Source organism: Curtobacterium sp. NPDC090217, assembly GCF_044746705.1.
GTDB lineage: Bacteria > Actinomycetota > Actinomycetes > Actinomycetales > Microbacteriaceae > Curtobacterium.
This window is the reverse complement of sequence record NZ_JBIVCR010000002.1, coordinates 445,351-471,567: the sequence shown is the minus strand read 5'-3', so window position 1 is coordinate 471,567 and position 26,217 is coordinate 445,351. Positions and strand designations below refer to the sequence as shown.

Sequence of the window (26,217 nt, the reverse complement as noted above, 5' to 3'; positions counted from 1 at the left end):
GCGATGATCGTTCCTGGACGAAGGGAACATCGTGGACACCATCCCCACCGTCGGCGCCGATCATGCCGAGGACCGCACGTGAACGCCCTCCTCGTGGCCCAGCTGGTCCTCGTCGGGTTGCTCGCCGGCGAGGAGCTGATCGTCCGGTGGGGTGTCCAGCCGGCGATGGCCGCCCTGCCCGACGACGCGCACGTCCGCACGCGCATCGCACTGGTCAAGTCCCTCAAGGTCGTCGTGCCGATCCTGATGATCCCTGCGGTCCTGGCATCCATCGCCGTCCTCGTCGTCGGTGGAACAGGCGACGGGCTCGCGTGGCGGATCGCCGCGGTGATCGCGTTCGTGGCGTCCGCCATCGCCGTCGTCCAGGCCGCGAGCACGTGATGCCCGCGAACCGCCGTCTTCCCCGTCGCGCGGACGATCGCCGGCGGGCGGTGGTGACCCGGTTGCCCTTGTGGCGGACCCCGTGGTGGCATCCCCGCCGGTGGGAGGCCCGGATGTGGGTGGTGCTCACCGCCGCTGCGGCTGGTGGAGTCGCCCGTGAGATCGTGCACCCGTTCTACGAGGACGCCGCCGACGCGCTCGTGCACTGGCTCGGGCTGCTGCCGTTCGCGGTCCTGCTGACGTACGTGCTGGTCGGCCGGTGGAAGAAGGGCATGACGGTGCTGTGGCGGCCGACGTGGCCCGAGTGGCGCCGCCTGCTCGTCGTCGCGCCGCTCGCTCTACTGGCGGCACGGCTGCTCATCGAGGACGACGCATCGTGGAGGTGGCTCTTCGCGGGAATCGCCGCGGTCGTGGTCGCGCTCGCCGTGGCACGCGGCATCTGCGTCGTGCGTGACCGACGCCGACGAACCGACGTGTACGGGAACGTGGCCACGGATCCGTACGCGGCGACGTCGCCGACCCGGTAGCAGGAACGACGAAACCCCCGGCCGAGGCCGGGGGTTTCAGGTGGTGGGCGATACTGGGATCGAACCAGTGACCTCTTCCGTGTCAGGGAAGCGCGCTACCGCTGCGCCAATCGCCCAGAGAGAGTTGAATTCTGGAGGTGGGGACGGGATTCGAACCCGCGTGGACGGCTTTGCAGGCCGCTGCCTAGCCTCTCGGCCACCCCACCATCGAGGTTCACGTCTCCGTGAGTACCCGAACGGTGGGATACCCTCTGGTGAGAAACCGGATCCCGAGGGAACCAGTACTCGAGCGGATGACGAGATTCGAACTCGCGACCCTCACCTTGGCAAGGTGATGCGCTACCACTGCGCCACATCCGCATGTCTGACCCGCTCTCGCGGCGACTCGTAAACTGTATCCGACTCCGACGCGTTTCTCCAAAATCCTGGGTGTTCACCGGGCGTGTCCCCCGAGTTCATGCGGATCGAGGGGCATCGGGTGCGGCTCGGACCGGCACGACGCGCGCGGAGGCACCGTCGTGTTCGGCACATGCCGCGACATCCGCTACTATCGATCCGCACGCAAGTGCAGGGGGCGATTGGCGCAGTTGGTAGCGCGCTTCGTTCACACCGAAGAGGTCATCAGTTCGAGTCTGGTATCGCCCACAACCAAGAGAGCCCGACGCAACCGCGTCGGGCTCTTTTCGTCCCCCAACCGGACACGACCGATCACCAGAGCAAGGGCAGCATGACCGACGTCGACCTCGAGTACGCACGCGTGCGCGCGGTGCTCGACCGCCCGACGCTGCGCCTCATGTCCCGCCCGACGAGCGCCGTCGTGCTCGCGGTGTTCCGCACGGTGTTCGACCGCGACGTGCAGTACGTCCCCGCCGACCGGATGCACCTGCAGGTCGAGGAGCACGTCGCACGACTGCAGGCGACCGGCGCCAGGGTCCCGGCGAGCGAGAACCCGCAGGACGACGACAAGCGCCCGAACGGCCGAGCCCTCTGCCGTGAATGGGTCGCGGCGCAGTGGCTCGTGCGGTCGAACTCCCCCGACGGCGACGAGCAGTACTCCCTCACGAGCCACGCCCTCGAAGCACTGAGCCTCGTCGACGCCCTGTCCGCCGACCGGGCCCTGATCAGCGAGAGCCGTCTGGCGATGATCGTCGACGCGGTGCACCGGTGGGCCGCCAGGGCGGAGCCGGACCCCGACGTGCAGATCCGCCGCATCGACGCACAGATCGCTGAACTCCAGGCAGAGCGCGACCGGCTGGCGACGGGTGACGCCCCGACCACCGTCGACGACGACCGGATGCGCGACGGCTACACGAACATCACCGACCTCATCCGCCAGCTCCCGAGCGACTTCAAGCGCGTCGAGGAAGCCGTCGCGTCGATGCACCGCGAGATCGTCGAGGACTTCCGGAACGAGGTCCGTCCGATCGGCGAGATCCTCGACGACTACCTCGCACGCACGGACACGCTCATGGAGGCCACGCCGGAGGGCCGGGCGTTCGAGGGTGCCTTCGAGCTCCTCCGCGACGACGCACTGCTCCTGCGCCTCCGCGACGACATCGCGACGATCCTCGAGCACCCGTTCGCCGAGTCCCTCAACGCCGCGGAGCGCCGGGCCTTCCGCAACACCGTGAGCATCCTCCGGCAGGGCATCGAGGACGTCCTCGCCCAGCGTCGCCTGCTCACCGGGACGCTGCGCGACCAGATCGTCGCGCACGACGTCGTCCGTGACCGCGAGCTCGACGCGGTCCTGCGGAGCGTGAACCGACGGCTCGCGACGCTGATGGGCGACGGCAGCACCCGCGGCACCCTCCCCCTCGAGCTCCTGCCGCCGGTCGCCGAGATCGGCACCCTGCGCGAGCGCTTCTACGACCCGGACACCGAGGCCGTCCCGCCGCCCATCGAGGAACCGGACGACGACGTCTTCGACGAGATCGACGTCGACTCCCTCCGACGTCACGGCGGCCCGCTCCTCACCGAACTCCGCGCGGCACTGCGGTTCAGCACCGCGGCCACCAGCGACGGCGCGTTCCACGAGCTCCCCCCTGAGCAGCGGCGTCCCGTCGAGCTGTTCGGTCTGGCGCACCTGCTGACCGGTCGGGACGACTTCGAGACCGCAGCCGCAGCCGTCGCGCACGAGACCGTGCGCCCGGACGGCACGGCGGTCGCCTTCACCATGCCGACGGCCGCGTTGACCCCGCGGGATCCGTCCGCAGACGACGACACCACCCTGGAGGCTCGGTGACCGACACGACGTCAGCTCCCGTCGACGAGACGGACGAGTACGACGACCCCACTCCCGTGGAGCACGACGACGAGCGTGACGAGTCCAGCTTCGCCCTCTTCGAGGGCGACGAGGGCCGGCTCGACGAGCTCCAGCGTCGCGCCTTCGTCGCGCTGCTCCGGCACTCGTACATCAGCGCGCGCACACACGCGGACGAGTGGCGCGCGGTCCTCGACGCCGAGTACCAGCTCCGGTCCCGGCTGAACGACCTGTTCCTCGAACTGCACGTCGACCGGGACCGCGAGGTCGCGTGGAAGCGCCAGGCCCGGTCGGAGAGCCAGCGTCGCGGCTTCCCGACGCTGCTCCGGGACGTCCCGTACACGCGCGAGGAGACGATCGTCCTCGTCTACCTCCGCATGCGACTCCGCGCCGACGCCCGACCGGGGCCCGACCAGGTCGTCGTCGACCGGTCGGAGATCCTCGGGCACGTCGCCGGGTTCCGGCCCGCCACCGCGACCGACAGGACGCGCGACGAGGGCCGGGTCGCGAAGGCCATCGACCGCCTCGTGACCGCACGGGTGCTCCTCAAGACGAGCGACCCCGACCGCTTCCGCATCGCGAGCGTGGTCGAGGTCCTGCTCCCGCTGGAGCGACTCCTGGAACTCGATCAGTGGCTGGCCAACGTGACCACCGCAGAACGTGGGCCGGATGACGGCGACGAGCCGAGCCTCCAGACCGACAGCGACGAGACGGAAGACGAGGACGAATCGTGACCGACTTCCGGATGGACACCGCCGGCATGCCGGCGCTCTTCGACACCGTCGCGCAGTGGCGCGCCGAGTCCATGCAGGTCGTCAACTGGGGCGGCTTCCACGGCCACCGCCGGGTCGAGCTGTCCGGTGCCGCGACGCTCATCTCCGGCGCATCGGGAACCGGCAAGTCGACCCTCATGGACGCGTACCTGGCCGTGATGATGCCGTCCGACGTGCCGTTCAACGGCGCCTCGAACGACGCGACCACCGGACGGGCGCGGAGTGCGGACCAGCGCAACCTGCTGACGTACCTGCGCGGCAAGGTCGACTCCCGGCGAGACCCGGAGTCCGGGGCGCTCCGCGACGTGAACCTCCGCGGTGACGAGACGGCGACGTGGGGTGCGGTCGCCGTCACGTTCCGGAACGACGACGAGCGGCAGTTCACGGTGCTGCGCGCGTACATCGTGCCGATGCGTGCCCGTGGTGTCGGCGACATCCAGATGACCATGGCGACCGTGGACGACGACTTCGACCTGCGTCGGCTCGAGGACTTCGTGCCGTCCCGGTTCAGCCACCTCGAGCTCACCGGACGCGTCCCGGGGCTCGTCATCCGCGACACCTACCAGGAGCTCGCGTACACGCTGCAGACGCGACTCGGGATCGGCGACTCCGGCGGCGGGAACCGGGCGATGCGGCTCCTCGCCCGCATCCAGGCCGGGCAGCACATGCCGACGGTCGACTCGCTGTACAAGTCGCTCGTGCTCGAGACCCCCGGCACGTACGAGGCCGCCGACCGGGCGCTCGCCCACTTCGCCGCGCTCGACGAGGCGTACGAGGCGATGGACACCGAAGAGCGCAAGGTCGCGATCCTCTCCCCCATCACCGAGCTGCACCTGGAGATCGAGCGGTCCCGCGCCGCCGCCGAGGCCCTCGACGGCATCGCCACCGGGTCCGAGGTGTCGCCGTTCGCGCACTGGACGGCCACCAGGAAGCGTGCGCTGCTCGACGACGAGGTCTCGCGCAACTCGCGCGCCCGGACCGTCGCACGAGCCGAGGTCGAGGCGGCATCCGCTCGCCACGCCGCGGTCGAGATCGAGCTGCGGGAGGCCGAGGCTCGACTCCGGGACTCCGGCGGCAACGCCCTCGCCCAGCTCGAGGACCGCATCGACCGCGGCACGCGTGAGCGCGAGGTCGTGCTCCGTGCGCGCGAGGCCTTCGAATCGCGGACGGCGCTGCTCGGGGAGGTGCCGACGACCGAGACCGCCTTCGGCACGGCCCAGCGGGACTCGCACGAGTTCCTCGGCACGTTCGGTGCCACCCGCGCAGCGCTCGACGAGCGTCGGGACGCCCTGACGCGGGAGGAGTACCCGCTCCTCGACCGTGAGCGGTCGCTGCGCCAGGAGCGCCAGTCGCTCGAACACCGGCAGGGCGCGATGCCGCTGCCGATGCACGAGGCACGGGTGGCGATGGCGAACGCCGCCGGCATCGACCCGTCGTCGCTGCCGTTCGTCGCCGAGCTGCTCGACGTCCTCCCCGGTGAGGAACGATGGCGCACGGCGATCGAGTCGGTGCTCGCGCCCGTCGCCCGCACGCTGCTCGTCGACCAGGACCAGCTCGACTCCTTCAGCGCCGCGATCGACTCGCTGCGCATCGGGGTGCGGGTGCAGTTCGAGGGCGTCCCGTCCGGTCCGCACCTGGACCTCGACGGCGACCGGTCCATGGTGTCCGGCAAGCTCGCGATCAAGGACTCCCCCTTCAGCACGTGGGTCCGCTCGCGCATCGAGTCCGACCGGATCGACGCCCGCTGCGTGTCCTCCGCCGCCGAGCTGGGTGGTGGCGGCCGCCGCGTGACCGAATCAGGGCAGCTCCGCGACGGCCGACGTGGCGCGCACGGCGACCGCCGCCAGGCGAACGTCATCGGCTTCACGAACGAGGCCCGCGTCGTCGCCGTCGAGACCGAACTCGCCTCCATCGCCGAGGACCTCACCACGCTCGAGGCCCGCCGGACCGACGTCGCGCAGGACATCGCGGCACTCGAGGCCCTTCGCGCCGCCCACCAGCACCGGGTCGACACGACGTGGGAGAGCATCGACGTCGCCGGGGTCGACGCGTCGCTGACGCGCCTGGCCGAGGAACGGGAGGCCGTGCTCGCCGCCGACGACGGGCTGCGGACGCTCCGGGCGTCGGTCGCGAAGCTGCGTGCGGCCCTCGACGAGGCCTCCGACCGTCGATCGGCCGCGCGGCTCACGGTCACACGGCTCGAGGAGCGCCACGCGGTGCTCGTCGACGGGCAGGACGCCGCCGCCGAGATCCTCGAGCGGTTCGAGTCCACGCCGACCGCGGTGCCGGACGAGGAACAGGCACACCTGCTCGAGGAGACGTTCGAGGAGGTCGGCGCACCGGACACCGTCGACGGGTTCGACGACGCGACGAAACGACTGCGCCGACGACTCGAGGAACGACTCTCGCAGGCCCTCGACGGGGCGGCGTCGGCGTCCAACGCCATGACGCTGACCTTCCAGCGCTACCAGGACGCGTGGCACGACCCGAACCTCGGCACCGGCGTCGCGTCGTACCCCGACTACCGCGCGATCCTCGACCAGATCGTGGCAACGGGGCTGCACGCGCGGCGCAGCGAGTGGCGTCGACGCCTGTCGCAGTGGAGTGGCGAGGACCTGGTCCCGCTCGCCGGGGCGTTCGACCGTGCGGTCGTCGAGATCGAGGAGCGGCTGGAGCCGGTCAACGAGATCCTCCGCGACCTGCCGTTCGGTGCGAACCGGGACCGCCTGAAGATCGTCATCCGCCGGGTCACGCGCGAGGACGTCTCGCAGTTCCGTCGCGAGCTCCGTGCGCTGTCGGCCTCGGTCGACGCCGAGCTCACCGACGACGTGCTCGAGACCCGGTTCCGGCGGCTCCGGCGCTTCATGGCGGTCATCCGCGTCGACGCGGATGCGCCGCGAGGACGGACGACCCAGCGCGATGCCGTGCTCGACGTCCGTCGGCACATGGAGATCACGGCCGTGCGGTACGACACCGACGGCAACGACCTCGGCGTCTACTCCTCGCTCGGCGACAAGTCCGGCGGTGAGACGCAGGAGCTCGTCGCGTTCATCGTGGGGGCTGCGCTCCGGTACCAGCTCGGCGACGAGACCCGTCCCCGACCCCGGTTCGCACCGGTGTTCCTCGACGAGGCGTTCATCAAGGCGGACTCGGAGTTCGCCGGGCGTGCCGTGACGGCGTGGCTCCGGCTCGGGTTCCAGCTCGTGGTCAGTGCGCCGCTCGACAAGGTCACGGCGCTGGAGCCCTCGATGGAGCGGCTGCTGTCGATGCGCAAGCACCCGGAGACCGGCCACTCGTCCATCACCGAGATCGTGCGCGTCCCGTCTGCGTCCTGAGCCCGCCGCGGCCAGGTGCGTCGACCGGTCACGACACCCCGCTCACCGCTGCCGAGCGGTCGCATCCCGTCGGAACGAAGCGCCGCGGGCAACACTTCGTGACCACTCGGCGCACCGCGCACGGGGTGTTGCGGCCACTCGAGGCGGGCGGGCGGGCAGGCGGGTGCGGGCAGCACGCACCTGCAGGTGCCGTCCGGGGGTGGCACGGTACGGTGACGGCGTGATGTGGAACCGGAAGCGGCGACCGAGCGACGGCGACTCCGACGGCGGCCGCGGGGCCGGGCTCGGGATCGGGGCACTCGTCCGCGTGGTGGACACCACCGAGGGCGGCGAGCAGTGGGTCGAGGCGGACGGGAGCCCGGAACCGATCGGCCTCATCGTCGCGCCGGGCGGCAACCAGATCGTCGGGTACCCCGGTGTCGGCGAGCCCCTGTCGTGGACCGTCGCGTTCGACGAGCCCGTGTACACGAAGGACGGCCGCGGCCCCTTCGAGCGCGCGACCGTCCTGAGTCGTCAGCTGGTGCCGGTGGAGGCCTAGTACTCCTCGGAACCGCTCTTCATCATGGCGCTGATGGCCATGCACGTGAACACACCACCGACGACGCCGATGCCGATGACGACTGCTCCGACGAGCTCCAGCATGTGATCTCTCCTCGTTCAGGGGGCCGTTGTCCAGCGCGTCGCTGTGGCCACGTCCAGGCTATCGGATCCCGCGCATCAGGCGGAGCACCGGGCGGGCGGACACGAGGAGCAGCACACCGACCGCGACGGCGACGAGGCCGAGGATCGCGAAGTACGGCGCCTCGTGCTCCGGGTCGTAGTACTTCGACAGCACACCGGTGACGGCCGTGCCGAGCGACACGGACAGGAAGAACAGCGCGACCATCTGCGTCTGGAACTTCGGCGGTGCGAGCTTCGTCGCGACGGACTGCCCGATCGGCGACAGCAGGAGCTCGGCGATCGTGAAGACGAGCAGGATGCCGACGAGTACGAGCACGGGCGTGCCGTTCCGCCCGGTGCCGACGAAGGGCAGGAAGAGGAGGAACGCGACGCCCATGATCCCGGTGCCGAGCGCGAACTTCGTCGGGGTGGACGGCTGGCGGTCGCCCAGCTTGGTCCACATCGCCGCGAAGACGCCGGACAGGACGATGATCATGATCGGGTTGATCGACTGCACCCACGACACCGGCATCTCCCACCCGAAGATGCTCCGGTCGAGGCGCTGGTCGGAGTAGATCGTCACGACGGTGAACTGCTGCTGGTAGAGCGACCAGAACACGGCGCTGCCGATGAACAGCGGGATGAAGGCGAACACCCGGGAGCGCTCGTCCTTCGTCAGCCCGCTCGACAGGATCACGACGAAGTAGACGATCGTGGCGGCGATGACGATCCCGACCACGACGAGCGGCAGGTTGTCGACGTTGAGCAGCCCCGTCAGGACGGCCACGACGACGATCGCGAGGCCGACGAGCACGAGCACCCCGACCATCGGGTAGCGGCGCTTCTCGAGTGGGTTCGTGACGTGCCGGACGCTGTCGGGCAGCTTGCCGCGGCGGATGCCGTACTGGATCAGGCCGGCTGCCATGCCGACGGCGGCCAGACCGAACCCGAAGTGGAACCCGAGCGACGACTGCAGCAGGCCGGTGAGGATCGGACCGAAGAACGCGCCGATGTTGACGCCGAGGTAGTACAGCGAGAACCCGGCGTCGCGACGCGGGTCCTCCTTCGAGTACAGCCCGCCGACGATGGTGGTCGCCGTGGCCTTGAGTCCGCCGGACCCGAGCGCGATGAGCACCAGACCGACGCCCACGCCGGTGACGCCTGGCAGCACGGCCAGGGCGATGTGTCCGCACATCACGACGATCGCGCTGGCGAACAGCGTCCGGTCCGCTCCGATCAAGCGGTCGGCGATCCACGCCCCGATGATGGTGAAGAGGTACACGGCGCCGCCGTAGGCCCCCATGATCCCGGCCGCGACGTGCTCGTCGATGCCCAGGCCGCCCCGCGAGACGGTGTAGTACATGTAGATGAGGACGATGCCCTGCATCCCGTAGAACGAGAACCGCTCCCAGAGTTCGACCGCGAACGGTGTGGACAGTTCGAAGGGCTGACCGAAGAACGTCCGTTTGCGCTGCTGCGTGTCGTGCCCGGGGGCGGAGGTGCCTGACATGGCGGCCAGTCTGCCCCGCATCCGGGGGACGCGCCCAATCGTCGAGTGGTCCTCAGAGCACGCGGTTGCGATGCGATTGGAGGGTTCCCACCACCCCGCCGCTCCGTCACCTGCGCCGCGTTGTCGGCCGCGCACGGCTCTCGTGCGGCACTCGGCGTGGGTGCCTAGGTTGGAACAGCAACACCGGCAGCACGAGGACAGAGCAGTTCAGGAGAGCGCAGGATGGTCGACACCGCACCCGTCAGGAACACCGGCAGCACCGGCAGCGCAGGCAGCACCGGCAGCGCAGGGATCCCGAAGGCCGACGCCACCGGAGACCCGGCAGCCGGTACCCCGGAGGTCGGGACCGACACGGACGTGCGCATCGACGTCGACCTGCTCGCGGAGCACCTGCTCGGCCGCTGGGCCGAGGACCGCCGCATCTCCCGCCGTCTGGTCCGCGATCCCGCCCTGCACAAGGTCGAGGGGCTCACGATCGCTGAACACCGTGCCCGCGCGTTCGACCAGCTCCGCATCCTGCAGGAGAACGGCGCCATCCAACGCCCCTACCCGCCGGAGCTCGGCGGCCAGGACAACCACGGCGGCAACCTCGCGGCCTTCGAGGAGCTGACGACCGCGGACCCGTCGCTCCAGATCAAGGCTGGCGTGCAGTGGGGGCTGTTCGGCTCCGCGGTCCACCACCTCGGCACCGAGCGGAACCACCGCGAGTTCCTCCCCGGCATCATCGGGTTCGACGTGCCCGGGTGCTTCGCCATGACGGAGACCGGCCACGGCTCCGACGTGCAGAACATCGCGACGACGGCGACGTACGACGCGGACACGCAGGAGTTCGTCGTCCACACGCCGTTCCGCGGTGCGTGGAAGGACTACATCGGCAACGCCGCGCTGCACGGCAAGGCAGCCGTCGTGTTCGCGAAGCTCGTCACCCAGGGCGTCGACCACGGCGTGCACGCCTTCTACGTGCCGCTCCGCGACGACGACGGCGAGTTCCTGCCGGGTGTCGGCGGCGAGGACGACGGCGTCAAGGGCGGGCTGAACGGCATCGACAACGGCCGACTGCACTTCGACCACGTCCGGGTCCCCCGCACGAACCTGCTGAACCGCTACGGCGACGTCGCCGAGGACGGCACGTACTCGTCGCCGATCGAGTCTCCCGGTCGTCGGTTCTTCACGATGCTCGGCACCCTCGTGCAGGGCCGTGTCTCGCTCGACGGCGCAGCGGTGGTGGCGCAGAAGATCGGTCTGCAGATCGCCCTGACCTACGCGATGCAGCGCCGGCAGTTCCCCACCGGCGGCGGCGAGGAGGGCGTCCTGCTCGACTACGGACGCCACCAGCGCCGGCTCATCCCCCGACTCGCGACGGTGTTCGCACAGTCGTTCGCGCACGAGAAGCTCCTGCGTACCTTCGACGACGTGTTCAGCGGCCGACTGGACACCCCGGAGCGCCGCGAGGACCTGGAGACCGAGGCGGCCGCCTTCAAGTCGATGTCGACCTGGTACGCGCTCGACACCCTGCAGGAGTGCCGCGAGGCGTGCGGCGGTGCCGGCTTCCTCGCCGAGAACCGGCTCACGAGCCTCCGCGCCGACCTCGACGTCTACGTGACGTTCGAGGGCGACAACACCGTGCTCCTCCAGCTCGTCGGCAAGCGGCTCCTCACCGAGTTCCGCAAGCAGGCGCCCCGCGACGCCGCCTCGACCGCGAAGTTCGTCGCCGCCCAGGTCGGTACGAAGCTCGCTGACGCGAGCGGCATCCGTCGCCTCGGGCAGACCGCGAAGGACCGCGGGTCGCTCGCCGCCAGCGTGGCCGACCTCCGTGACCCCGCGACGCAGCGCGACCTGCTCAGCGGTCGCGTGGACACGATGGTCGCCGAGATCGGCATGCGTCTGAACACCGCGGGCAAGGACCGCGCACGGCAGGCCCTGCTCCTCAACCGGTCGCAGCACGAGCTCATCGAGGCGTCCAAGGCGCACGCGGAACTCATGCAGTGGGAGGCGTTCACCGACGCCATCGAGGAGGTGCCGGTCGGCGACACGCGCCGCGCGCTGGTCTGGCTCCGCGACCTGTTCGCGCTCGGGCTGCTCGAACAGCACCTCGAGTGGTACCTGCTGCACGGACGGCTGTCCGCACAGCGTGCCCGTGCGGTGTCGGCGTCCATCGACCGGCTCATCGCCCGGATCCGTCCGCTGGTCCCCCAGCTCATCGAGTCGTTCGGCTACGAGCCGGAGCACGTCCGCGCGCCGATCGCCCTCGGCGCGGAGCAGCGGCGCCAGGACGAGGCCCGTGCGTGGTTCGCCGCAGAGCGCGCCGCGGGACGGCTGCCGGAGCAGGAGAAGAAGCCGCGTCCGTGATCAACCTCAGCGGGTTGATTTCGGCATTATCAACCTTGTATGGTTGATCGCGGAGGTGGCCATGTACGCACTCACCGTCGATCAGGTCGACAGTCGGAACGGCGACGACCGCGTCGAGGGGACCATGCGCGAACTCCTCGGCGCGCTCGACGACGTCGTGCTCGCACCCGAACGCACCGCAGGTGACGAGTTCCAGCTGCTGACGAGCTCGCCGGAGACCACCCTCGACGCGCTGCTGCGCCTGACCCGAACCGGCGGGTGGAGCATCGGGATCGGCATCGGCGACGTGGACGAGCCACTGCCCGCCTCCACCCGGGCCGCCTCCGGTTCCGCGTTCATCCGCGCACGCGACGCCGTGGAGCGGGCGAAGCGCAACCCCGAGCACCTCGCGGTCGAGATCGACCCGGATCGGCGATTGCGGGGGAACGACGTGGAGCCGATCCTCCGACAGACCGTGCGGCTCCGTGCCCGACGATCACCGGAGGGCTGGCAGCTGGCCGACCTGCTCGCGCAGGGGGTCTCGCGTCCCGATGCCGCCGAGGAGCTCGGCATCACCCCCCAGGCGGTCGCGAAGCGGTTCGCCGCCGCAGACCTGCGCGACGAGGACGTCCTGCACGCGGCCCTCGTCCGGCTGCTCGCGGACGCGGACGAGCCGGCATGATCGGCGTGGAAGCAGCCTGGGTCGGCTTCGTGGTCGTCACCCTCGCGGCCGCCGTGTTCTCCGTGCTCCCCCGGCTCGGCCCCGTGGTCCGCGCGGTCCCCGCCGCGGTCATCGTGCTCGGCGCACTCGCCCTCACGGCGTTCGACGTCCGGCCGGAGCCGCCGTCCACCGTCCTCGGCACCCTCGCCGGGTTGAGCGTCGCGCTCCTCGGCATCGTCGCGGGCAGCGCCGTCACGAACGCCGCGCTCCGGCTCTCGACGCGGACCACGATCCCCGCTGGGACGCACGGCGGCATCCTCGTGGTCGCGTCGAGCGGTCCCGCCGCGCGCGGTGCCACCGCGACGGGAGCGACGCCGACGACGAAGGAGGTCCTCCGCGGTGGTGCCGCCATCGGGGACCTCGAGCGCTTCGCCGTGATCGGCGCGGCCGCGATCGGTCACCTGGAGCTCATCGCGGCGGTGATCGCGATCAAGGGGCTCGGCAGGTTCTCCGAGCTCGACAGTGCCGAGGCGCGCGAGCGCTTCATCGTCGGCACCCTGACGAGCATGCTCTGGGCCGGCGCGGCAGCGGCGGCGGTCCTGCTCCGCTGACCCTCAGTCCGAGGTGGCCCTCAGTCCGAGGTGGCCCTCAGTCCGAGGTGACCCTCAGTCCGAGGACGGAGAGGACGGACCGGCTCCGCCGCCGAGTGCCTCGCGCAGTCGCGCCTCGGCATCGTCGGACGCGGTCCGCGTCGCCTCGACGTTGGCCTCGGCCACGGCACGGACGACCTCTTCGCGCTGGATCTTGACGCCGCGGGGCGCATCGATCCCGATGCGCACGCCGTCGCCGCGGGAGTCGAGCACCGTGATGACGATGTCGTCCCCGATGAGGATCCGCTCGCCGACCTTCCGCGTGAGTACCAGCACCCGGACAGCCTAGCGACCGCCGGAAGCAATCCGTCAGAGCACGCGGACCGGCAGGCCGAGTTCGTGCACGGAGTCCGGCGTCGCGGTCTCGGACGCCCCGATCGACAGCACACCGGCCACGGTCACCGCGGACGCCACCGCCGACACCATGGCGCGGCTGTCCTCGGTCTTCCGCCCGGCGTCGACGACGACCCACACCTGGTCGGGCACGAGACCGTCGAGCGTGCGGCGGTCGTCCCACGTCGCGACACCGAGCAGCGCGTACCCCTCGCGGACGCCGTCGGCCCTGGCGAGGATCCCGCCCCGGCGATCGCTGGCGTCCGTCGGGCGCAGGTCGTGCCGCGCCGCGAACAGCCCGGCGGCGGCGTCGACGTCCCCGGCGCGGCCGACGAGCACGACGAGGTCACCGTCGGCCGACAGCACGGCCGGCACCGACGGCCGCCCCGCGGCCAGGACGCGTCGCGACGCGGCCGCGTCGACGTCGGTGACGGTGGACGGGCCTCCCGGCATCACCGCAGCACCGGTCTGGAGGCTCGGATCGGCGCCCACGGGACCACCCGCGCCCGCCACGGGGCCGGGTGCGATCCCGTCGGCGACGAAGCCGTCGAGCACCGACGCGAACGCGTCGGCACGCGTCGACGACGTGCCGTCGGCGGCGGCGATGCGGGCCTCGGCCTCGTCGGCGTCGGCCAGCAGGGCGGCGATCCCGACGCGCACCGCCGGACCGTCGGCGATCGCGACCCGCGCCGTCGGCACGTCGGTGGTGTCGAGCACCTCGACGGTCGCCTCCACGTGCGCACGGCGGAACAGCCCGCCGATCCCGCCGCTCGTGACCTTCTCGGCCGAGACGATCCTGGCGGCGGGGCCGAACTCGGCGCGGACGGCGTCGCGGACGTCGTCGAGCGTCGCGGCGCTACGCTGCAATCGGGTCGGCGGCACGGACCACTCCCACGGTCTCGATGGTGGATCCCGCTGCCGTGGCCTCCTGGTAGGAGAGCACGGGCAGGCCGTTCGACTGCGCGGACACCATCCGGTGCACGGCCGGGCGGAGCTGCGGTGCGCAGACGAGCACGGCGGAGAGGCCCTGCTCCTCGACGTTCCGGACGGCGTCGCGCACGGAGCCCAGGACCTGCTCGATGCGGTGCGCGTCGAGGACGATCTGGGTCCCCTGCTCGGACGGCCGGAGCCCCTCGAGCATCGACTGCTCGAGCAGCGGGTCGATCATGATGACGCGGAGCACGCCTTCCTCGAGGTGGCGTGCAGGCAGCGCCGGGCCGAGCGCGGCACGAGCGGCCTCGACGAGCCCCTCCGGGTCGGTCGAGACCTTCGCCCGGAGGGTCAGCGCCTCGCAGATCCGGCCGAGGTCGTTGATCGGGACGCGCTCGACGAGCAGCCCCTGCAGGACGCGCTGGAGCTCGGCCATCGAGAGCATGCCCGGCACGAGTTCCTCGACCGCGGCGGGGTTGACCTGCTTGACGCCCTCCGTGAGGACCTTGACGTCCTCGCGGGTGAGCAGGCGCGCGGCGTTGTCTCCGATGACCGCCTGCAGGTGGGTGACGAGGACGGAGACACGGTCGATCACGGTGGCGCCGGTCATCTCCGCGGCGTGCCGGAGCTCGGCGGGGACCCATTTGCCGGCGAGCCCGAACACCGGCTCGACGGTGGCGTCTCCCGGGAGCCCGTCGAGCTGGTCGCCGAGCGCCAGGACGCTGCGTGCCGGAGCCGTGCCACGACCGGCCTCGACGCCGGCGATCCGGATCGCGTACGTCGACGGCGGCAGATCGATGCTGTCCCGGGTGCGGACCGGCGGCACCACGACGCCCATGTCCATCGCGATCTTCCGGCGGAGTGCCCGGACCCGGCCGAGCAGGTCGTCCGACGCGCCGGACACCATGTCGACGAGGTCGGGCGCCAGCAGGATCTCGAGGGCGTGCACGCGCATCTGCTCGACGAGGTCCTCCGGGGAGTCGCCGGCGGGTGCAGCGGCTTCGAGTGCCTGCTGCTGCTCCGCCAGCTGTTCGGCGCGGGCGGCGTTCCGCCCGATGCGCCAGCCCGTGAAGAGGAGCGTCGCACCGACGAGCAGGAACGGCAGGATCGGCATGCCGGGGATGAACCCCATCGCGATCGCTGCCACACCGGCGATCATGAGCGCGTTCCTGGACTGTCCGAGCTGCGTCGCAGCCGACGAGCCCATCTCGGACTCGGCACCGGACCTGGTCACGATCATGCCGGTCGAGACGGCCATCAGGAGCGCGGGGATCTGCGTGACGAGCCCGTCGCCGATCGTCAGGATGCCGTACTTCGACAGCGCGTCCGTGATCGAGAGGCCGTTCTGCAGCATCCCGATCGCGATGCCGCCGATCAGGTTGATGACGATGATGAGGATGCCGGCGATCGCGTCGCCCTTGACGAACTTCGACGCACCGTCCATCGCGCCGTAGAAGTCGGCCTCGGCGGAGACCGCGGCGCGACGCTCCTTCGCCTGCACGTCGGTGATGAGGCCGGCGTTCAGATCGGCGTCGATCGCCATCTGCTTGCCGGGCATCGCGTCGAGGGTGAAGCGTGCCCCGACCTCGGCGACGCGCTCGGCGCCCTTCGTCACGACGACGAACTGGATGACGACGAGGATCAGGAAGATCACCGCGCCGATGATGATCGAGCCGGAGACCGCCACGTGACCGAACGCCTGGATCACGTCGCCGGCGAAGCCCTCGCCGAGCACGAGCCGGGTCGACGCGACGTTGAGCCCGAGCCGGAACAGCGTGGCGACGAGGAGCAGCGACGGGAACACCGAGAAGTCGAGCGGCTTCTTCACGAACAGCGTCGTGAGCAGGATCACCAGCGCCAGCAGGATGTTGCAGATGATCAGGAAGTCCAGCAGGAAGGACGGCACCGGCAGGATCAGCAGCAGGATGATGCCGACGATGAAGACCGGGACGGCGAGCTTCGGCAGGTCCTTGCGGTTCATGCTGGCACCTCTTCGGGAGACGGGTTCGTGCGGGGCGTGCGGAGCTTGCGGGGGCGGAGGTCCCCGGTCAGGGTCGCCGGGTCGAGGACGGTGGCGACCTCGTCCGGCGTCGTCGGCCGCGGTGGTGCGTGCGTCCCGGCGGCGGCGCCCTTGGCCTTGAGCGCCATCACGAAGGAGAGCACCCGGGCGACCGGCGTGTAGAGGTCGACGGGGACCTCCTGCCCGAGCTCGCACGCCGCGTGCAGGGCACGGGTCAGCGGGACGTCGCGGACGATCGGCACCCTGGCCTCCAGCGCTCGGTCGCGGATGAGCGACGCGACGGGACCCGCGCCCTTCGCGACGACGCGTGGCGCGGACTTGCCCGGCTCGTACCTGAGCGCGACGGCGTAGTGCGTCGGGTTCGTCATCACGACGTCCGCGGTGCCGATGGACTGGATCATCCGGTTCCGGCTCATCGCGAGCTGCCGGGATCGCCGCTGGCCCTTGACGAGCGGGTCGCCTTCTGCGGTCTTGTTCTCGTCCTTGACCTCGCGCTTGGTCATCATGGTGCGTTTCCGGTTCCGGCGGATCACGACGAACACGTCGAGCGCTGCGAGCACCAGCCCGGCGGCGATGGCGGCGCGCAACAGGGTCCCCGCGCCCTCACCGGCGGCGGAGAGCACGGCGGACAGGGGCAGCGATCCGCTTGTCATGAGCACGGGGACGAGCCCCTGGACGGCGAACCAGAGCACGAGGCCGACGACCGCGGTCTTCACGAGGGCCTTCACGCCGTTCCAGAGCGCCTGGGTCCCGAACACCCGCTTGATGCCCTGCACGGGGTCGAAGTGCTCGGGCGTCGGGGCCAGGGAACGGAAGTGCACGCCGCCCTGTGCGACGGCGGCCGCTGTGACGCCGACGAGCACCACGAGGAGCATCGGGCCGAGCGTCGCCGCGAGCGAGCCCATCGCCTCGTCGAACACCCCGCGCATCGTGCCGATCGTCGGGTCGGCGATGACGACGCGCACGGCGTCCATCTGCGCCTGCCCGGCTGCGGCTGCCTTGCCGATGGTCGCCGGCACCATGAGCGCGGCGACGGCGATGCCGATCCACGCGCCGAGGTCCTGGGAACGGCCGAGCTGGCCTTTCTTGTGGACCTCCTTCATCCGCTTGGCGGTGGCCTTCTCGGACTTCTCACCGGAGTCGGACACGCTCACCCCTTCCCCGTGATCGCCTGCACGGCGTCACCGGTCAGCGACGAGACGATCGACGGCAGCGCCATGAAGAGCGCGCCGGCGAAGATCACGGTCAGGCCGATCTTGATCGGGAAGCCCATCTGGAAGGCGTTGAGCGCCGGTGCCACACGGGTCAGGAGCCCGAGGCCGACGTCGGCGAGGAACAGGACGACCACGAGCGGGCCGGCGATCTGCAGCGTCGCGAGGAACATCTGCGACAGCGCGGTGACGAGCACGGACGCCACCCCGCCGAGCGCGAAGGACCCGTCCACGAGCGGCACCGCGTCGAACGACCGGACGAGTCCGGCGACGATGAGCTGGTACCCGCCCGATGCGAAGAGCAGCGCGAGCGCGGCCATCTGGAACAGCCGGGTGAACTGCGCCCCGTTCACCTGCGACTGCGGGTCGTACGCCTGCGCGAGCGTGAACCCGCCGAACAGGTCGATGAGTGCGCCGGCGGACTGCACCGCCGCGAACACGAGGTACACCAGGAAGCCGAGCACCAGGCCGACGACGAGCTGCGTCACGAGGGCGATGACGAACGCCCCGGTGTCGAGCGACTCGTACCCGGCGGTGACCCGTGGCGCGACGCCGACGGCGAGGCCGAGCGCGAGGATCACCTTGACCGTCGCGGGGAACGCCTTGTACGAGAACGGCGGCGCGATCACGAAGAACGCGATCATCCGGACGCCAGCGAGCATGGTGCCCTCGAGCGAGTCGAAGTCGATGGCGAGTTCCATCAGCCCACCCCGAGGAGCTTCGGGATCTGGTCGAACGCGAAGTGCGTGAACGCGACCATCTCCGAGATCATCCAGTTGCCGCAGACGACGAGCGCGACAGCGACGGCCAGGGCCTTCGGGACGAACGAGAGCGTGACCTCCTGGATCTGGGTGACCGACTGGAACAGCGAGATCGCGAAGCCCACGACGAGCGACGTCACGAGGACGGGCGCGGCGAGCTTGCCCGCGACCATGAGGGCCTGCAGGACGAGGTCGATGACGGCTTGCTGGTCCATCAGTGCACCACCTGGTAGCTCTCGATGAGCGACTTGATGATGAGCCCCCACCCGTCGACCAGCACGAAGAGCAGGATCTTGAACGGCAGCGAGATCATCACCGGCGGGAGCATCATCATGCCCATCGACATCAGCGCCGCGGAGACGACGAGGTCGATGACGAGGAACGGGATGAAGATGACGAACCCGATGATGAACGCGCTGCGGAGCTCGGAGATGATGAACGCCGGGATGACCGTCGTCATCGGCACGTCGGCCATCGTCTTCGGGTTGTCCTGACCGGCAGCGCGGGTGATGAGCGCGACGTCCTCCTCGCGCGTCTGGTGCAGCATGAACGTCCGGAGCGGCTTCGTGCCGATGTCGACGGCCTGCTGGAAGTCGATGTGCCCCGCCAGGTAGGGCTGGAGCGCGTCGTCGTTGATGTGCCCGATCACCGGCGCCATCACGAACAGGGACAGGAACAGCGCCAGGCCCGCGAGCACCTGGTTCGGCGGGATCGACTGCAGCGCGAGCGCGTTCCTGGTCATCGCGAGGACGACGAAGATCTTCGTGAACGACGTCATCATCAGCATCAGCGCCGGGGCGACGCTCAGCAGCGTGATCCCGATGAGCGTCACGACGGCGGAGGACGGCTGCCCGTCCGGCCCGTTCACGCTGACGGAGAACCCGCCGGTGGACGGCGACGCCGGGGCGGACGGCGTGGCCGGAGCGGTGGGCTGGACGACCCCGGTCGCGTGCGCGCCGGTCGCGGTGAGCATGAGGAACCCGGCGACCATCGCCAACCCGAGCAGGACCAGCAGGACGACTCGCCCGGTGCGCGCGGCCGTCACCCGGCCCGCCGGGAACGGAGGGCGGCGGCGGCCTGCCGCCAGGTGTCCGCGGACAGGATCGAGCCCTGCAGCTGCGCCGACGTCGGGACGACCGTGCGCTGGGCGCGACGGTTGCGCGGGCGCATGGGCAGCGGCTCCGCCGCGTCGGACGGGAGGCTCGTGGCGGCGTCCGTCTGCACGGCCAGTTCCTGACGGAACTGCTCCGCCGACGGGGTCGGACGCACGGGCAGCGTGACGGGACCGGTCACGATCGTCAGTTCCGGTGCGGGTGCCGCACCGCTCGTGAGCAGGCTGACGCCGTGCTCGGTCACGCCGAGCACGAGGCGCTCCCCCTCGACGTCCACGACGACGACGCTCGCCTTGCCGCCGATGCCCTGTCGGGCGACGACCTCCACCGCGGCGGAACGACGTCCCCGCGGCTTCTTCCCCGCGCCGAACTGGCCCTTCGACACGCGGCGGTGCAGCACCCACATCAGGGCGAGCACGACGCCGAGCGAGAGCGCGACGCGGAGGGTGATGACGAGCGTGTCCACGTCGGGTCAGAGGCTTTCGGCGACGTCGAGGATCTTCGTGATGCGCACGGCGTAGTCCTGGTCGACGACGACGACCTCGCCGTGCGCGATGAGCCGACCGTTGAGCAGCACGTCGGCCGGGGCACCGGCAGAACGGTCGAGCTCGACGACGGCGCCCGGCTCCATGCCGAGCACGTCGCGGACGGACATCCGGGTGCGACCGATCTCGACGGTCAGCGTCATCTCGACGTTGTTGATCCGGCCGAGGTTCCCGGCGGGGATCGACACGTGCTGCACCGGCGCGGCGCCGACGGTGCCGTTCTCGCGGATGCGGATGCCGAACCAGCCGCCGGGCAGCCCGCCGGCGGTGAGTTCGAACACCACCGTGTCCGGGTCGGCGAACAGCGAGGCGGCGGACTCACGACGGGCCTCGCCGAGGACACCGACGCCGAGCGCCGACACCGCGGCCTCGAGCGACGGACGGAGCACGTCGGTGACCGCCACGAGGCCGTGGTCGGTGCCGCCGGCGGCGGCGATCTGGTCCAGGTCGGTCAGGACCACCGCGAGGTCAGCGGACAGCCCGCCGACGAAGGACGCGACCACACCGTCGACCGCAGCCTCCAGGACGGAGGCGGTCGAGCCTCCAGGCAGTGCCAGCGCGCGGAGGGGCGCCGCCGTCGGGAGCTGCGCGACGAGTGCCTCGGCGGCACCGGTGTGGAGGGTGGTGGTGGCGGTCATGCGGGGAGCTCCGATGTGGTGGTGACGACGATGCCGGCGAGGCGCGAGCCGTTCGCGCCGACGGCGGCGGTGCCGACGGGCTCGCCGTCGACCGCGATGGTGAGGGGACGGTGCTGCGGGTGCGGCAGCGGCAGCAGGTCGCCGACGGCGAGGCGCAGGACCTGCGACGGCAGGACGGCGGCCGGGGCGAAGCGCAGCGAGACGCCGACGGGGACGCTCGCGAGCTGGGCGTCGAGGAGCACACGGGCGTCGGCGGACGACACGGTGGCCGCAGCCTCGCCGAGCTGCGGGAGCACGGCCTCGGCCGGCAGGGCGAGGGTTCCGGGGGCGATGCGGTCGCCGACACGGATCTCGAAGGACGCCACGATCATCAGGTCGCCCTTCTGCGCGGCCTGGGCGAACTGCGAGTTGTACTGGAACCCGCCGACGGTGACGTCGTGCGTGAGGAGTCCGCCGAACGAGTAGCGGAGGTCGTCGAGGGCGTCCTCGATGATCTTGCGGACCAGGGCCTGCTCGATCGGTGTGAAGGTGCGGTCGGGCGTGGGCAACGGCTTCGAGGCGCCGAGCGCGTGCGACACCCACGTCAGGGCGGCGTCGAGCGGGACCTGCAGCACGCCCTTCGGGGTCGTGTCGGCGATCGGCAGCAGCGCCATGCCCGTGAGCGCCGGCAGGGACGCGGCGTACTCGTCGTACGTCATCATCTGGACCTGCTCGCACGTGACCTGGCTGACCACGCGGACCTTGGCGGTCAGCTGGGTGCCCCACTGCCTGGCGAAGGTCTCGAAGGCGAGCTCGAGGACCCGCGCGTGCTCGCGGGCGAGCGTCGACGGGCGCGCGAAGTCGTACACCTCGGGCGCTGGCAGGGTCTCGGTCACGGGTGGGTCTATCGGGTGGACCCGTCCCACCCGTCAGTGCTGTGCCCACTTCTGGGGGCCGGAGGGCGTCAGCCGGATCGCGCCCCGTCCTGCGCCTTCGCCAGCGCCGGCATCAGTGCGCTGACGTCCTGGTCGGCGTTCGACAGCACCACGATGTCGACGCGTCGGTTCAGCGCGAGGTCCTGGTCGGTGCTCCCCTTCGCGAGCGGCCGGCTCGACCCGAACCCGACGCTCTGGATCCGGTCGGCCGGCATCCCACCGCGCTCGACCAGGTCGCGGAGGACCCCGGTGGCGCGGGCGGCACTGAGCTCCCAGTTCGTCGCGTACGGGGCGGTCGAGTTCCGCTGGTCGGCGTGGCCCTCGACGCTGACGTCGTGGTCCGCCGTCTTCAGCACCGGTGCGATCGCGTCCATGATGGCCTTCGCCTGGTCGGACAGGTCGGCGCTGTTGGTGCCGAAGTACGTCTCACTGCCGACCAGCCGCACGGTCAGCCCGCGGGCGTCGACGGTGAACTGCACGTTGGTGGTCTGCCCGGCCTTGTCGAGGTTGGCCTTGATCGCCGCCTCGATCGCCTTCAGGTCGTCGAGCTCCTGCTTCGCGGCGGCGACGTCCTGCTTGGTCGCGCTCGCCGGGACGGCCGGGACCGCGGCCGACGCGGGATCCGTGTTGGTGTCCTTGCTGCCAGACGCCGCGGTGGAGTGGTCGGCCTTCGCGTTGTCGACCGAGTACCCCTTGCCGTCGGTGACCTCGTTCTTCTTCACGACGGTGCCGCTCGCGGTGTCGATCTTGTCCGTCTTGACCTCGCCGAACCCGGTGGCGAGCGAGGTCTTCAGCGCGATGTACTTCTGCTGGTCGACCGTCGACATCGCGAAGAGCACGAGGAACATGCACATCAGGACGGTGATCATGTCCATGTAGGACGCCATCCAGCGCTCGTCGGGGTGCTCGGCCTCGTCGTGACCGCCCTTCTTCGACCGTCCACGACCGCGTCCACGGGGGTTCGCGCTCATCGTCAGGCCGCCAGCTGCTGGTCGTCGACGGACTCGCCCTTGCCGGACTTGCCCTTGCCCTTCGCCGCGGCGGCGTCGCCCCTGGCAGCCGGCGGGACCATCGCCTTGAGGCGTTCGCCGAGCAGCCGCGGCTGGCTGCCGGCCTGCACCGCGAGGAGTCCCTCCATCAGGAGCGTCTGACGGTCGGACTCGAGCTGCGCGAGCTTGCGGAGCTTCCCGCCGATCGGCAGCCAGAGGAAGTTCGCGGTGAGGAGGCCCCACAGCGTCGCGACGAAGGCGCTCGCGATCAGCGGGCCGAGCTCGTCCGGCTTGCCGAGGTTCGCGAGCACGTGGGTCAGCGACACCACGGTGCCGATGATGCCGACGGTCGGGGCGAAGCCGCCGAGGCCCATGAAGAACGAGCTCGCGCTGCGGACCGGCGCGGCGTTCGACTCGATCTCGTCCTCGAGCAGGATCCGGAGCTCGTCGCCGTCGGTGCCGTCGGCGATGTTCTGCAGCGCCTTCTTCATGAACGGGTCCGAGTGCTTGTCGGCCTCCTGCTCGAGCGCGAGCAGGCCGTTGGCGCGGGCGACCTCGGCGAGGCCCACGACGTCGTCGATGACCGACGCCGGCGGGGTGACCTTGCCGGTGAACGCCTTCGGCACCGACTTGAACGACGCGATGGCGTCCTTCAGCGTGGTGCTCGCGATGCCGCAGCCGATGGTCGCGCCGAACACGAGCAGCATCGGCGCGGGGAGGAACAGGCCGGCGAGTTCGACGTGCTCCATCTCGACCATGCCGAACAGTGCGCCGAAGGCGAGCAGGATCCCGACGATCGTTGCGATGTCCACGTCAGCGCTCCCCGTGCAGCGGTGCGACCGGCGCGAGGACCGGCTGCGGGCCGGTGGCACCGCGCAGTTCGGAGGCACCGCGCGGCTCGGTGCCGTACGCCATCGTGACGATGCGGGCGCGGTACGCGGCGATCCGGTCGATCACCTCTGCCATGGACTCGCGGACGATGTACTTCGCGCCGTCGACCATGATGAGCGTCGTGTCCGGCGTCTCCTGGATGCGCTCCACGAGATCGGGGTTGACAGCGAACCCGCTGCCGTTGAGTCGTGTGACGACGATCATGGCCCGTCCTTGGTGTGTCTCGTCCCCGCCGCCGTCCGTGGGGCAGGGTGTGCGACCGCCCTTCCGTGGGTGGTCAGCGGTGTCTATCGGCCGCACGGCGGCGCGCGTTAGGAGCGCGGGCGTCCGCGCAAGTGGGGACCGGCCGTCACCCGATCTCGGGAACGCACGCCGAGCCTCCAGGCCGTGCCCAGGCCGAGTGCACGACCAGCGCAGGTTCGGAGCGCTCCATGGGGTGATGGCCAGATCCCTGCTGACCGTCCCCCTGCTCACCACGACCGCCGTCGCCGCACTCGCCTGGTTCACGCTCGGCCCGGCCGCGGCACTCGCGTTCATCGCGCTCGCCCTGCTCGAGATCGCGATGGCGGCCGACTCGTCGGTCCCGATGGCTGGCATCGCCGGCCGGCTGCACTCCCCGGCGCGACGCCTGTTCCTGTCGCTCGGGATCGTCGCCGGCGTCCTCGCGATGCGGCTGCTGCTGCCGCCGGCCGCCGTCGCCGTCGGCGACGCCTCGGACCCGGCGTCCGCCGTGTCCGAGGCGGTGTTCGCACCGGGCACCTTCGCGGCGCACCTGCAGGACGTGCGTCCCGCACTCGCCGCGTTCGGAGCGTCGTTCATCTGGCTCGTCTTCGCCGAGTACCTGTTCAACACGGACCGTGCGTCCCGCAGGTCCTGGCTCGGCGGACTGGAGGCCCGGCTCGCCGCCGTCGCACGGCCGCGCGTCTGGTCGCTGGTCACCGCTGGGACCGGTGTGGTGCTGACCTCCGTGCTCGTCGGGTCCGCCTCCTCGTGGGAGCCCGTCTCGGTGGTGCCGGCGGTCCTCGGTGGCGTCGCGGGCACCGTCGGCTACCTCGGGTCGAAGGCCGTGGCGAAGTGGGCGCTCCGCTCCCCCGCCGGGACCACGGACACGTCCTCGATCGGGACCGGGCGGGACGCCTGGCGGATCCACGCGTACGCGTCGACCGTCGTGTTCGAGCGCGGGCTCGTCGTGTTCATGCTGTTCGAGATCCTGGACGGGGTGTACTCGCTGTCCGGGTCGGGCCCGCTCGGGTCCGACGGCATCGGTGCGCTCGAACAGGCGGCCGTCGCGGGTGCGGCGATCGCGGTCGGGGCGGTGTTCCTCGCTCGCCTGACCTCGCACCTGGACCAGGCGGCCGGGCTGCAGCGGCTCCGGTACCTCAAGGCCGGGGCCGCGTACGTGCTCGGCGTGCTGTCGGTGCTGCTGTGGACGAGCCTGCTCGTGCCGATCCCCGGCACCGTCGTCGGGTGGTTCGGCTCGGTGGTCATCGGACTGGCACTCGCGACGTCACTGCCGTGGCGGGCGTGGGTCCGCCGTGCGAGAGTTGGCGCGTGAGCACAGCGACGGCGCCGACACCCACCCGACTCCACCGGCTGGCGCTCTTCGCGGTGTCCACCATGACGGGGTTCGGCATCGCGTCGTGGGTCACCCGCACCCCGGCCGTCCGGTCCGACCTCGGCGCGTCGATCGAGGCGATGGGCATCGTCCTGTTCGGTCTGTCGATCGGGTCGATGATCGGCATCCTCGGCGCTGGAGCGCTCGTCCGCGTCCTCGGGACCCGCCCGCTCGTGCTCGTCGGCGCAGCGCTGCCGGTGCTCGGCATGCTGCTCGTCGGGGTCCTGGCACCGGCGCAGTTCGCCGTCGGGGTCTGGGGCGGACTGTTCCTCATCGGCTTCGGCGCGGGCGTCGCCGAGATCGGCCTGAACGTCGAGGCCGCTGCGCAGGAGCGTGCGACCGGCCGCCCGGTCGTGCCGATGCTGCACGCGTGCTTCAGTCTCGGCACCGTCGCGGGCGGAGTCGTCGGGATCGCGATGACCGCCGCGCAGACTCCCGTCGTCGTGCACCTGACCATCGCCACGGCCGTGATGGCAGCGCTCGCGGTCTTCGCCGCGACGAACCTCCGGCCGCTGCCCCGGGCCGAGGTCCCCGCCGCTGACGACACCCGACCCGTTCGTCGCCGCGGTGTCGTCACCGTGCAGCTGCTCCTCATCGCGGTGATCACGCTCGCGATGGCGTTCGCCGAGGGTTCCGCGAGCGACTGGCTACCGCTCCTCATGACGAACGAGCACGACGCTCCGGAGGTCCTCGGCTCCCTCGTGTTCACCGGCTTCGCGCTCGCGATGTTCATCGGCCGGTCCGCCGGGACGCCCCTCGTCACCCGCTTCGGGCGCGGCACCGTCATCCGGGCGTGCGCGACCGTCGGTGCGATCGGGGTGCTCGGTGTCGTCGTAGCGCCGACCCCGCTCCTCACCGCCATCGCGGCGGTGGTCTGGGGCCTCGGCATCGCGCTCGGGTTCCCGCTCGCCGTCTCCGCGGCGGGTGACCACCCCACCGACGGCGACCGCCGCGTGTCCGTCGTCGCCGCAGCTGGCTACATCGCGTTCCTCGTCGGGCCGCCGGCGCTCGGCTTCCTCGGGGAGCACCTCGGGCTGCAGCTCACCATGCTCGTGCCGGCTGCGCTGCTCGTCATCGCGGTCGTCATCGCGCCGGCAGCCGGGGTGCAGCGGACCGCGGCGCGCTCGGCCGGGTAGCCGCGGGTCAGGCGCGCTCGGCCGGGTGGCTGCGAGT

General features: G+C 71.1%; 25 protein-coding genes and 4 tRNA genes. 12 read left to right on the top strand and 17 right to left on the bottom strand.

The features are described 5' to 3' along the window. Positions 1 to 78: 78 nt before the first annotated feature. Together ACIPJ2_RS09935 and ACIPJ2_RS09930 are read left to right on the top strand one after the other, a co-directional pair. Entirely contained in the window at positions 79 to 381 is a 303-nt protein-coding gene (locus ACIPJ2_RS09935; protein ID WP_402728682.1) for a hypothetical protein, read from the top strand. A gap of 113 nt (positions 382 to 494) precedes the next feature. Continuing rightward, a complete protein-coding gene (locus ACIPJ2_RS09930; RefSeq protein ID WP_402728681.1) occupies positions 495 to 908 on the top strand; it encodes a hypothetical protein in 414 nt (137 codons plus the stop codon). A 41-nt stretch (positions 909 to 949) separates the two neighbouring features. On the opposite strand, the gene ACIPJ2_RS09925 is transcribed toward ACIPJ2_RS09930, so the two are convergent. From ACIPJ2_RS09925 to ACIPJ2_RS09915, 3 genes are all read right to left on the bottom strand, one after another. Beyond that, a tRNA-Val gene (locus tag ACIPJ2_RS09925) sits at positions 950 to 1,024 on the bottom strand. 16 nt (positions 1,025 to 1,040) lie between these two features. After that, a tRNA-Cys gene (locus ACIPJ2_RS09920) sits at positions 1,041 to 1,114 on the bottom strand. Positions 1,115 to 1,196: 82 nt separating this feature from the next. Next, positions 1,197 to 1,268 (bottom strand) — tRNA-Gly (locus ACIPJ2_RS09915). Positions 1,269 to 1,480: 212 nt separating this feature from the next. Between ACIPJ2_RS09915 and ACIPJ2_RS09910 the strand changes: the two genes are divergently transcribed. From ACIPJ2_RS09910 to ACIPJ2_RS09890, 5 genes are all read left to right on the top strand, one after another. Then, positions 1,481 to 1,553 (top strand) — tRNA-Val (locus ACIPJ2_RS09910). Between the two features lie 82 nt (positions 1,554 to 1,635). Continuing rightward, a complete protein-coding gene (locus ACIPJ2_RS09905; RefSeq protein WP_402728680.1) occupies positions 1,636 to 3,150 on the top strand; it encodes a DUF3375 family protein in 1,515 nt (504 codons plus the stop codon). Next, entirely contained in the window at positions 3,147 to 3,902 is a 756-nt protein-coding gene (locus ACIPJ2_RS09900) for a DUF4194 domain-containing protein (protein WP_402728679.1), read from the top strand. Before ACIPJ2_RS09905 ends, ACIPJ2_RS09900 begins: the two co-directional genes overlap by 4 nt. Beyond that, positions 3,899 to 7,276: an ATP-binding protein gene (locus ACIPJ2_RS09895; protein WP_402728678.1), complete on the top strand. Its 3,378-nt coding sequence runs from the start codon at positions 3,899 to 3,901 to the stop codon at positions 7,274 to 7,276. The genes ACIPJ2_RS09900 and ACIPJ2_RS09895 overlap by 4 nt, the downstream gene beginning before the upstream one ends. Positions 7,277 to 7,496: 220 nt before the next feature. Then, the gene (locus tag ACIPJ2_RS09890; protein WP_281264481.1) at positions 7,497 to 7,814 is read left to right on the top strand and encodes a hypothetical protein; all 318 of its coding nucleotides are present in this window, start codon (positions 7,497 to 7,499) and stop codon (positions 7,812 to 7,814) included. Positions 7,815 to 7,976: 162 nt separating this feature from the next. Here ACIPJ2_RS09890 and ACIPJ2_RS09885 read toward each other — a convergent pair whose 3' ends face one another. Continuing rightward, positions 7,977 to 9,446, bottom strand: coding sequence for a peptide MFS transporter (locus ACIPJ2_RS09885; RefSeq protein WP_402728677.1), 1,470 nt, complete (start codon positions 9,444 to 9,446; stop codon positions 7,977 to 7,979). Positions 9,447 to 9,668: 222 nt separating this feature from the next. Here ACIPJ2_RS09885 and ACIPJ2_RS09880 point away from each other — a divergent pair, with 222 nt between their 5' ends. From ACIPJ2_RS09880 to ACIPJ2_RS09870, 3 genes are all read left to right on the top strand, one after another. Then, positions 9,669 to 11,795 carry an acyl-CoA dehydrogenase gene (locus ACIPJ2_RS09880; protein ID WP_402728676.1) on the top strand — a complete coding sequence of 709 codons (2,127 nt, stop codon included), beginning with the start codon at positions 9,669 to 9,671 and terminating at the stop codon, positions 11,793 to 11,795. A 61-nt stretch (positions 11,796 to 11,856) separates the two neighbouring features. Next, the gene (locus tag ACIPJ2_RS09875) at positions 11,857 to 12,456 is read left to right on the top strand and encodes a DNA-binding protein (protein WP_402728675.1); all 600 of its coding nucleotides are present in this window, start codon (positions 11,857 to 11,859) and stop codon (positions 12,454 to 12,456) included. Beyond that, positions 12,453 to 13,046, top strand: a complete 594-nt coding sequence (locus ACIPJ2_RS09870; protein WP_402728674.1) for a hypothetical protein — start codon at positions 12,453 to 12,455, stop codon at positions 13,044 to 13,046. The genes ACIPJ2_RS09875 and ACIPJ2_RS09870 overlap by 4 nt, the downstream gene beginning before the upstream one ends. Positions 13,047 to 13,100: 54 nt before the next feature. On the opposite strand, the gene csrA is transcribed toward ACIPJ2_RS09870, so the two are convergent. From csrA to ACIPJ2_RS09805, 13 genes are all read right to left on the bottom strand, one after another. Further along, entirely contained in the window at positions 13,101 to 13,361 is a 261-nt protein-coding gene (gene csrA / locus ACIPJ2_RS09865; RefSeq protein ID WP_402728673.1) for a carbon storage regulator CsrA, read from the bottom strand. 33 nt (positions 13,362 to 13,394) lie between these two features. Further along, positions 13,395 to 14,300 carry a hypothetical protein gene (locus tag ACIPJ2_RS09860; RefSeq protein ID WP_402728672.1) on the bottom strand — a complete coding sequence of 302 codons (906 nt, stop codon included), beginning with the start codon at positions 14,298 to 14,300 and terminating at the stop codon, positions 13,395 to 13,397. Next, on the bottom strand, positions 14,275 to 16,329 hold the full coding sequence (locus ACIPJ2_RS09855) for a flagellar biosynthesis protein FlhA (RefSeq protein ID WP_402728671.1): 2,055 nt from the start codon (positions 16,327 to 16,329) through the stop codon (positions 14,275 to 14,277). The genes ACIPJ2_RS09860 and ACIPJ2_RS09855 overlap by 26 nt, the downstream gene beginning before the upstream one ends. Next, positions 16,326 to 17,516 (bottom strand): flagellar biosynthesis protein FlhB, encoded by a 1,191-nt coding sequence (locus ACIPJ2_RS09850; RefSeq protein ID WP_402728670.1) that lies wholly within the window; start codon positions 17,514 to 17,516, stop codon positions 16,326 to 16,328. The genes ACIPJ2_RS09855 and ACIPJ2_RS09850 overlap by 4 nt, the downstream gene beginning before the upstream one ends. Before the next feature lie 2 nt (positions 17,517 to 17,518). Beyond that, entirely contained in the window at positions 17,519 to 18,280 is a 762-nt protein-coding gene (locus tag ACIPJ2_RS09845; RefSeq protein WP_402728669.1) for a flagellar biosynthetic protein FliR, read from the bottom strand. After that, positions 18,280 to 18,555: a flagellar biosynthesis protein FliQ gene (gene fliQ, locus ACIPJ2_RS09840; RefSeq protein ID WP_402728668.1), complete on the bottom strand. Its 276-nt coding sequence runs from the start codon at positions 18,553 to 18,555 to the stop codon at positions 18,280 to 18,282. The genes ACIPJ2_RS09845 and fliQ overlap by 1 nt, the downstream gene beginning before the upstream one ends. Further along, positions 18,555 to 19,331, bottom strand: a complete 777-nt coding sequence (fliP, locus tag ACIPJ2_RS09835) for a flagellar type III secretion system pore protein FliP (protein ID WP_281267578.1) — start codon at positions 19,329 to 19,331, stop codon at positions 18,555 to 18,557. The genes fliQ and fliP overlap by 1 nt, the downstream gene beginning before the upstream one ends. 50 nt (positions 19,332 to 19,381) lie before the next feature. Continuing rightward, the gene (locus ACIPJ2_RS09830) at positions 19,382 to 19,918 is read right to left on the bottom strand and encodes a FliO/MopB family protein (protein ID WP_402728667.1); all 537 of its coding nucleotides are present in this window, start codon (positions 19,916 to 19,918) and stop codon (positions 19,382 to 19,384) included. A gap of 6 nt (positions 19,919 to 19,924) precedes the next feature. Continuing rightward, on the bottom strand, positions 19,925 to 20,635 hold the full coding sequence (gene fliN, locus ACIPJ2_RS09825) for a flagellar motor switch protein FliN (RefSeq protein WP_402728666.1): 711 nt from the start codon (positions 20,633 to 20,635) through the stop codon (positions 19,925 to 19,927). Continuing rightward, positions 20,632 to 21,510: a flagellar motor switch protein FliM gene (locus ACIPJ2_RS09820; RefSeq protein WP_402728665.1), complete on the bottom strand. Its 879-nt coding sequence runs from the start codon at positions 21,508 to 21,510 to the stop codon at positions 20,632 to 20,634. The genes fliN and ACIPJ2_RS09820 overlap by 4 nt, the downstream gene beginning before the upstream one ends. Before the next feature lie 68 nt (positions 21,511 to 21,578). Further along, the gene (locus tag ACIPJ2_RS09815; RefSeq protein ID WP_402728664.1) at positions 21,579 to 22,520 is read right to left on the bottom strand and encodes a flagellar motor protein MotB; all 942 of its coding nucleotides are present in this window, start codon (positions 22,518 to 22,520) and stop codon (positions 21,579 to 21,581) included. A 2-nt stretch (positions 22,521 to 22,522) separates the two neighbouring features. Beyond that, a complete protein-coding gene (locus tag ACIPJ2_RS09810) occupies positions 22,523 to 23,350 on the bottom strand; it encodes a motility protein A (RefSeq protein ID WP_402728663.1) in 828 nt (275 codons plus the stop codon). 1 nt (position 23,351) lies between these two features. Then, on the bottom strand, positions 23,352 to 23,633 hold the full coding sequence (locus ACIPJ2_RS09805; RefSeq protein WP_402728662.1) for a flagellar FlbD family protein: 282 nt from the start codon (positions 23,631 to 23,633) through the stop codon (positions 23,352 to 23,354). A gap of 235 nt (positions 23,634 to 23,868) precedes the next feature. On the opposite strand from ACIPJ2_RS09805, the gene ACIPJ2_RS09800 reads away from it, so the two are divergent. Together ACIPJ2_RS09800 and ACIPJ2_RS09795 are read left to right on the top strand one after the other, a co-directional pair. Then, positions 23,869 to 24,984 (top strand): DUF475 domain-containing protein, encoded by a 1,116-nt coding sequence (locus tag ACIPJ2_RS09800; protein ID WP_402728661.1) that lies wholly within the window; start codon positions 23,869 to 23,871, stop codon positions 24,982 to 24,984. After that, positions 24,981 to 26,180 (top strand): MFS transporter, encoded by a 1,200-nt coding sequence (locus ACIPJ2_RS09795; RefSeq protein WP_402728660.1) that lies wholly within the window; start codon positions 24,981 to 24,983, stop codon positions 26,178 to 26,180. Before ACIPJ2_RS09800 ends, ACIPJ2_RS09795 begins: the two co-directional genes overlap by 4 nt. Positions 26,181 to 26,217 lie beyond the last annotated feature (37 nt).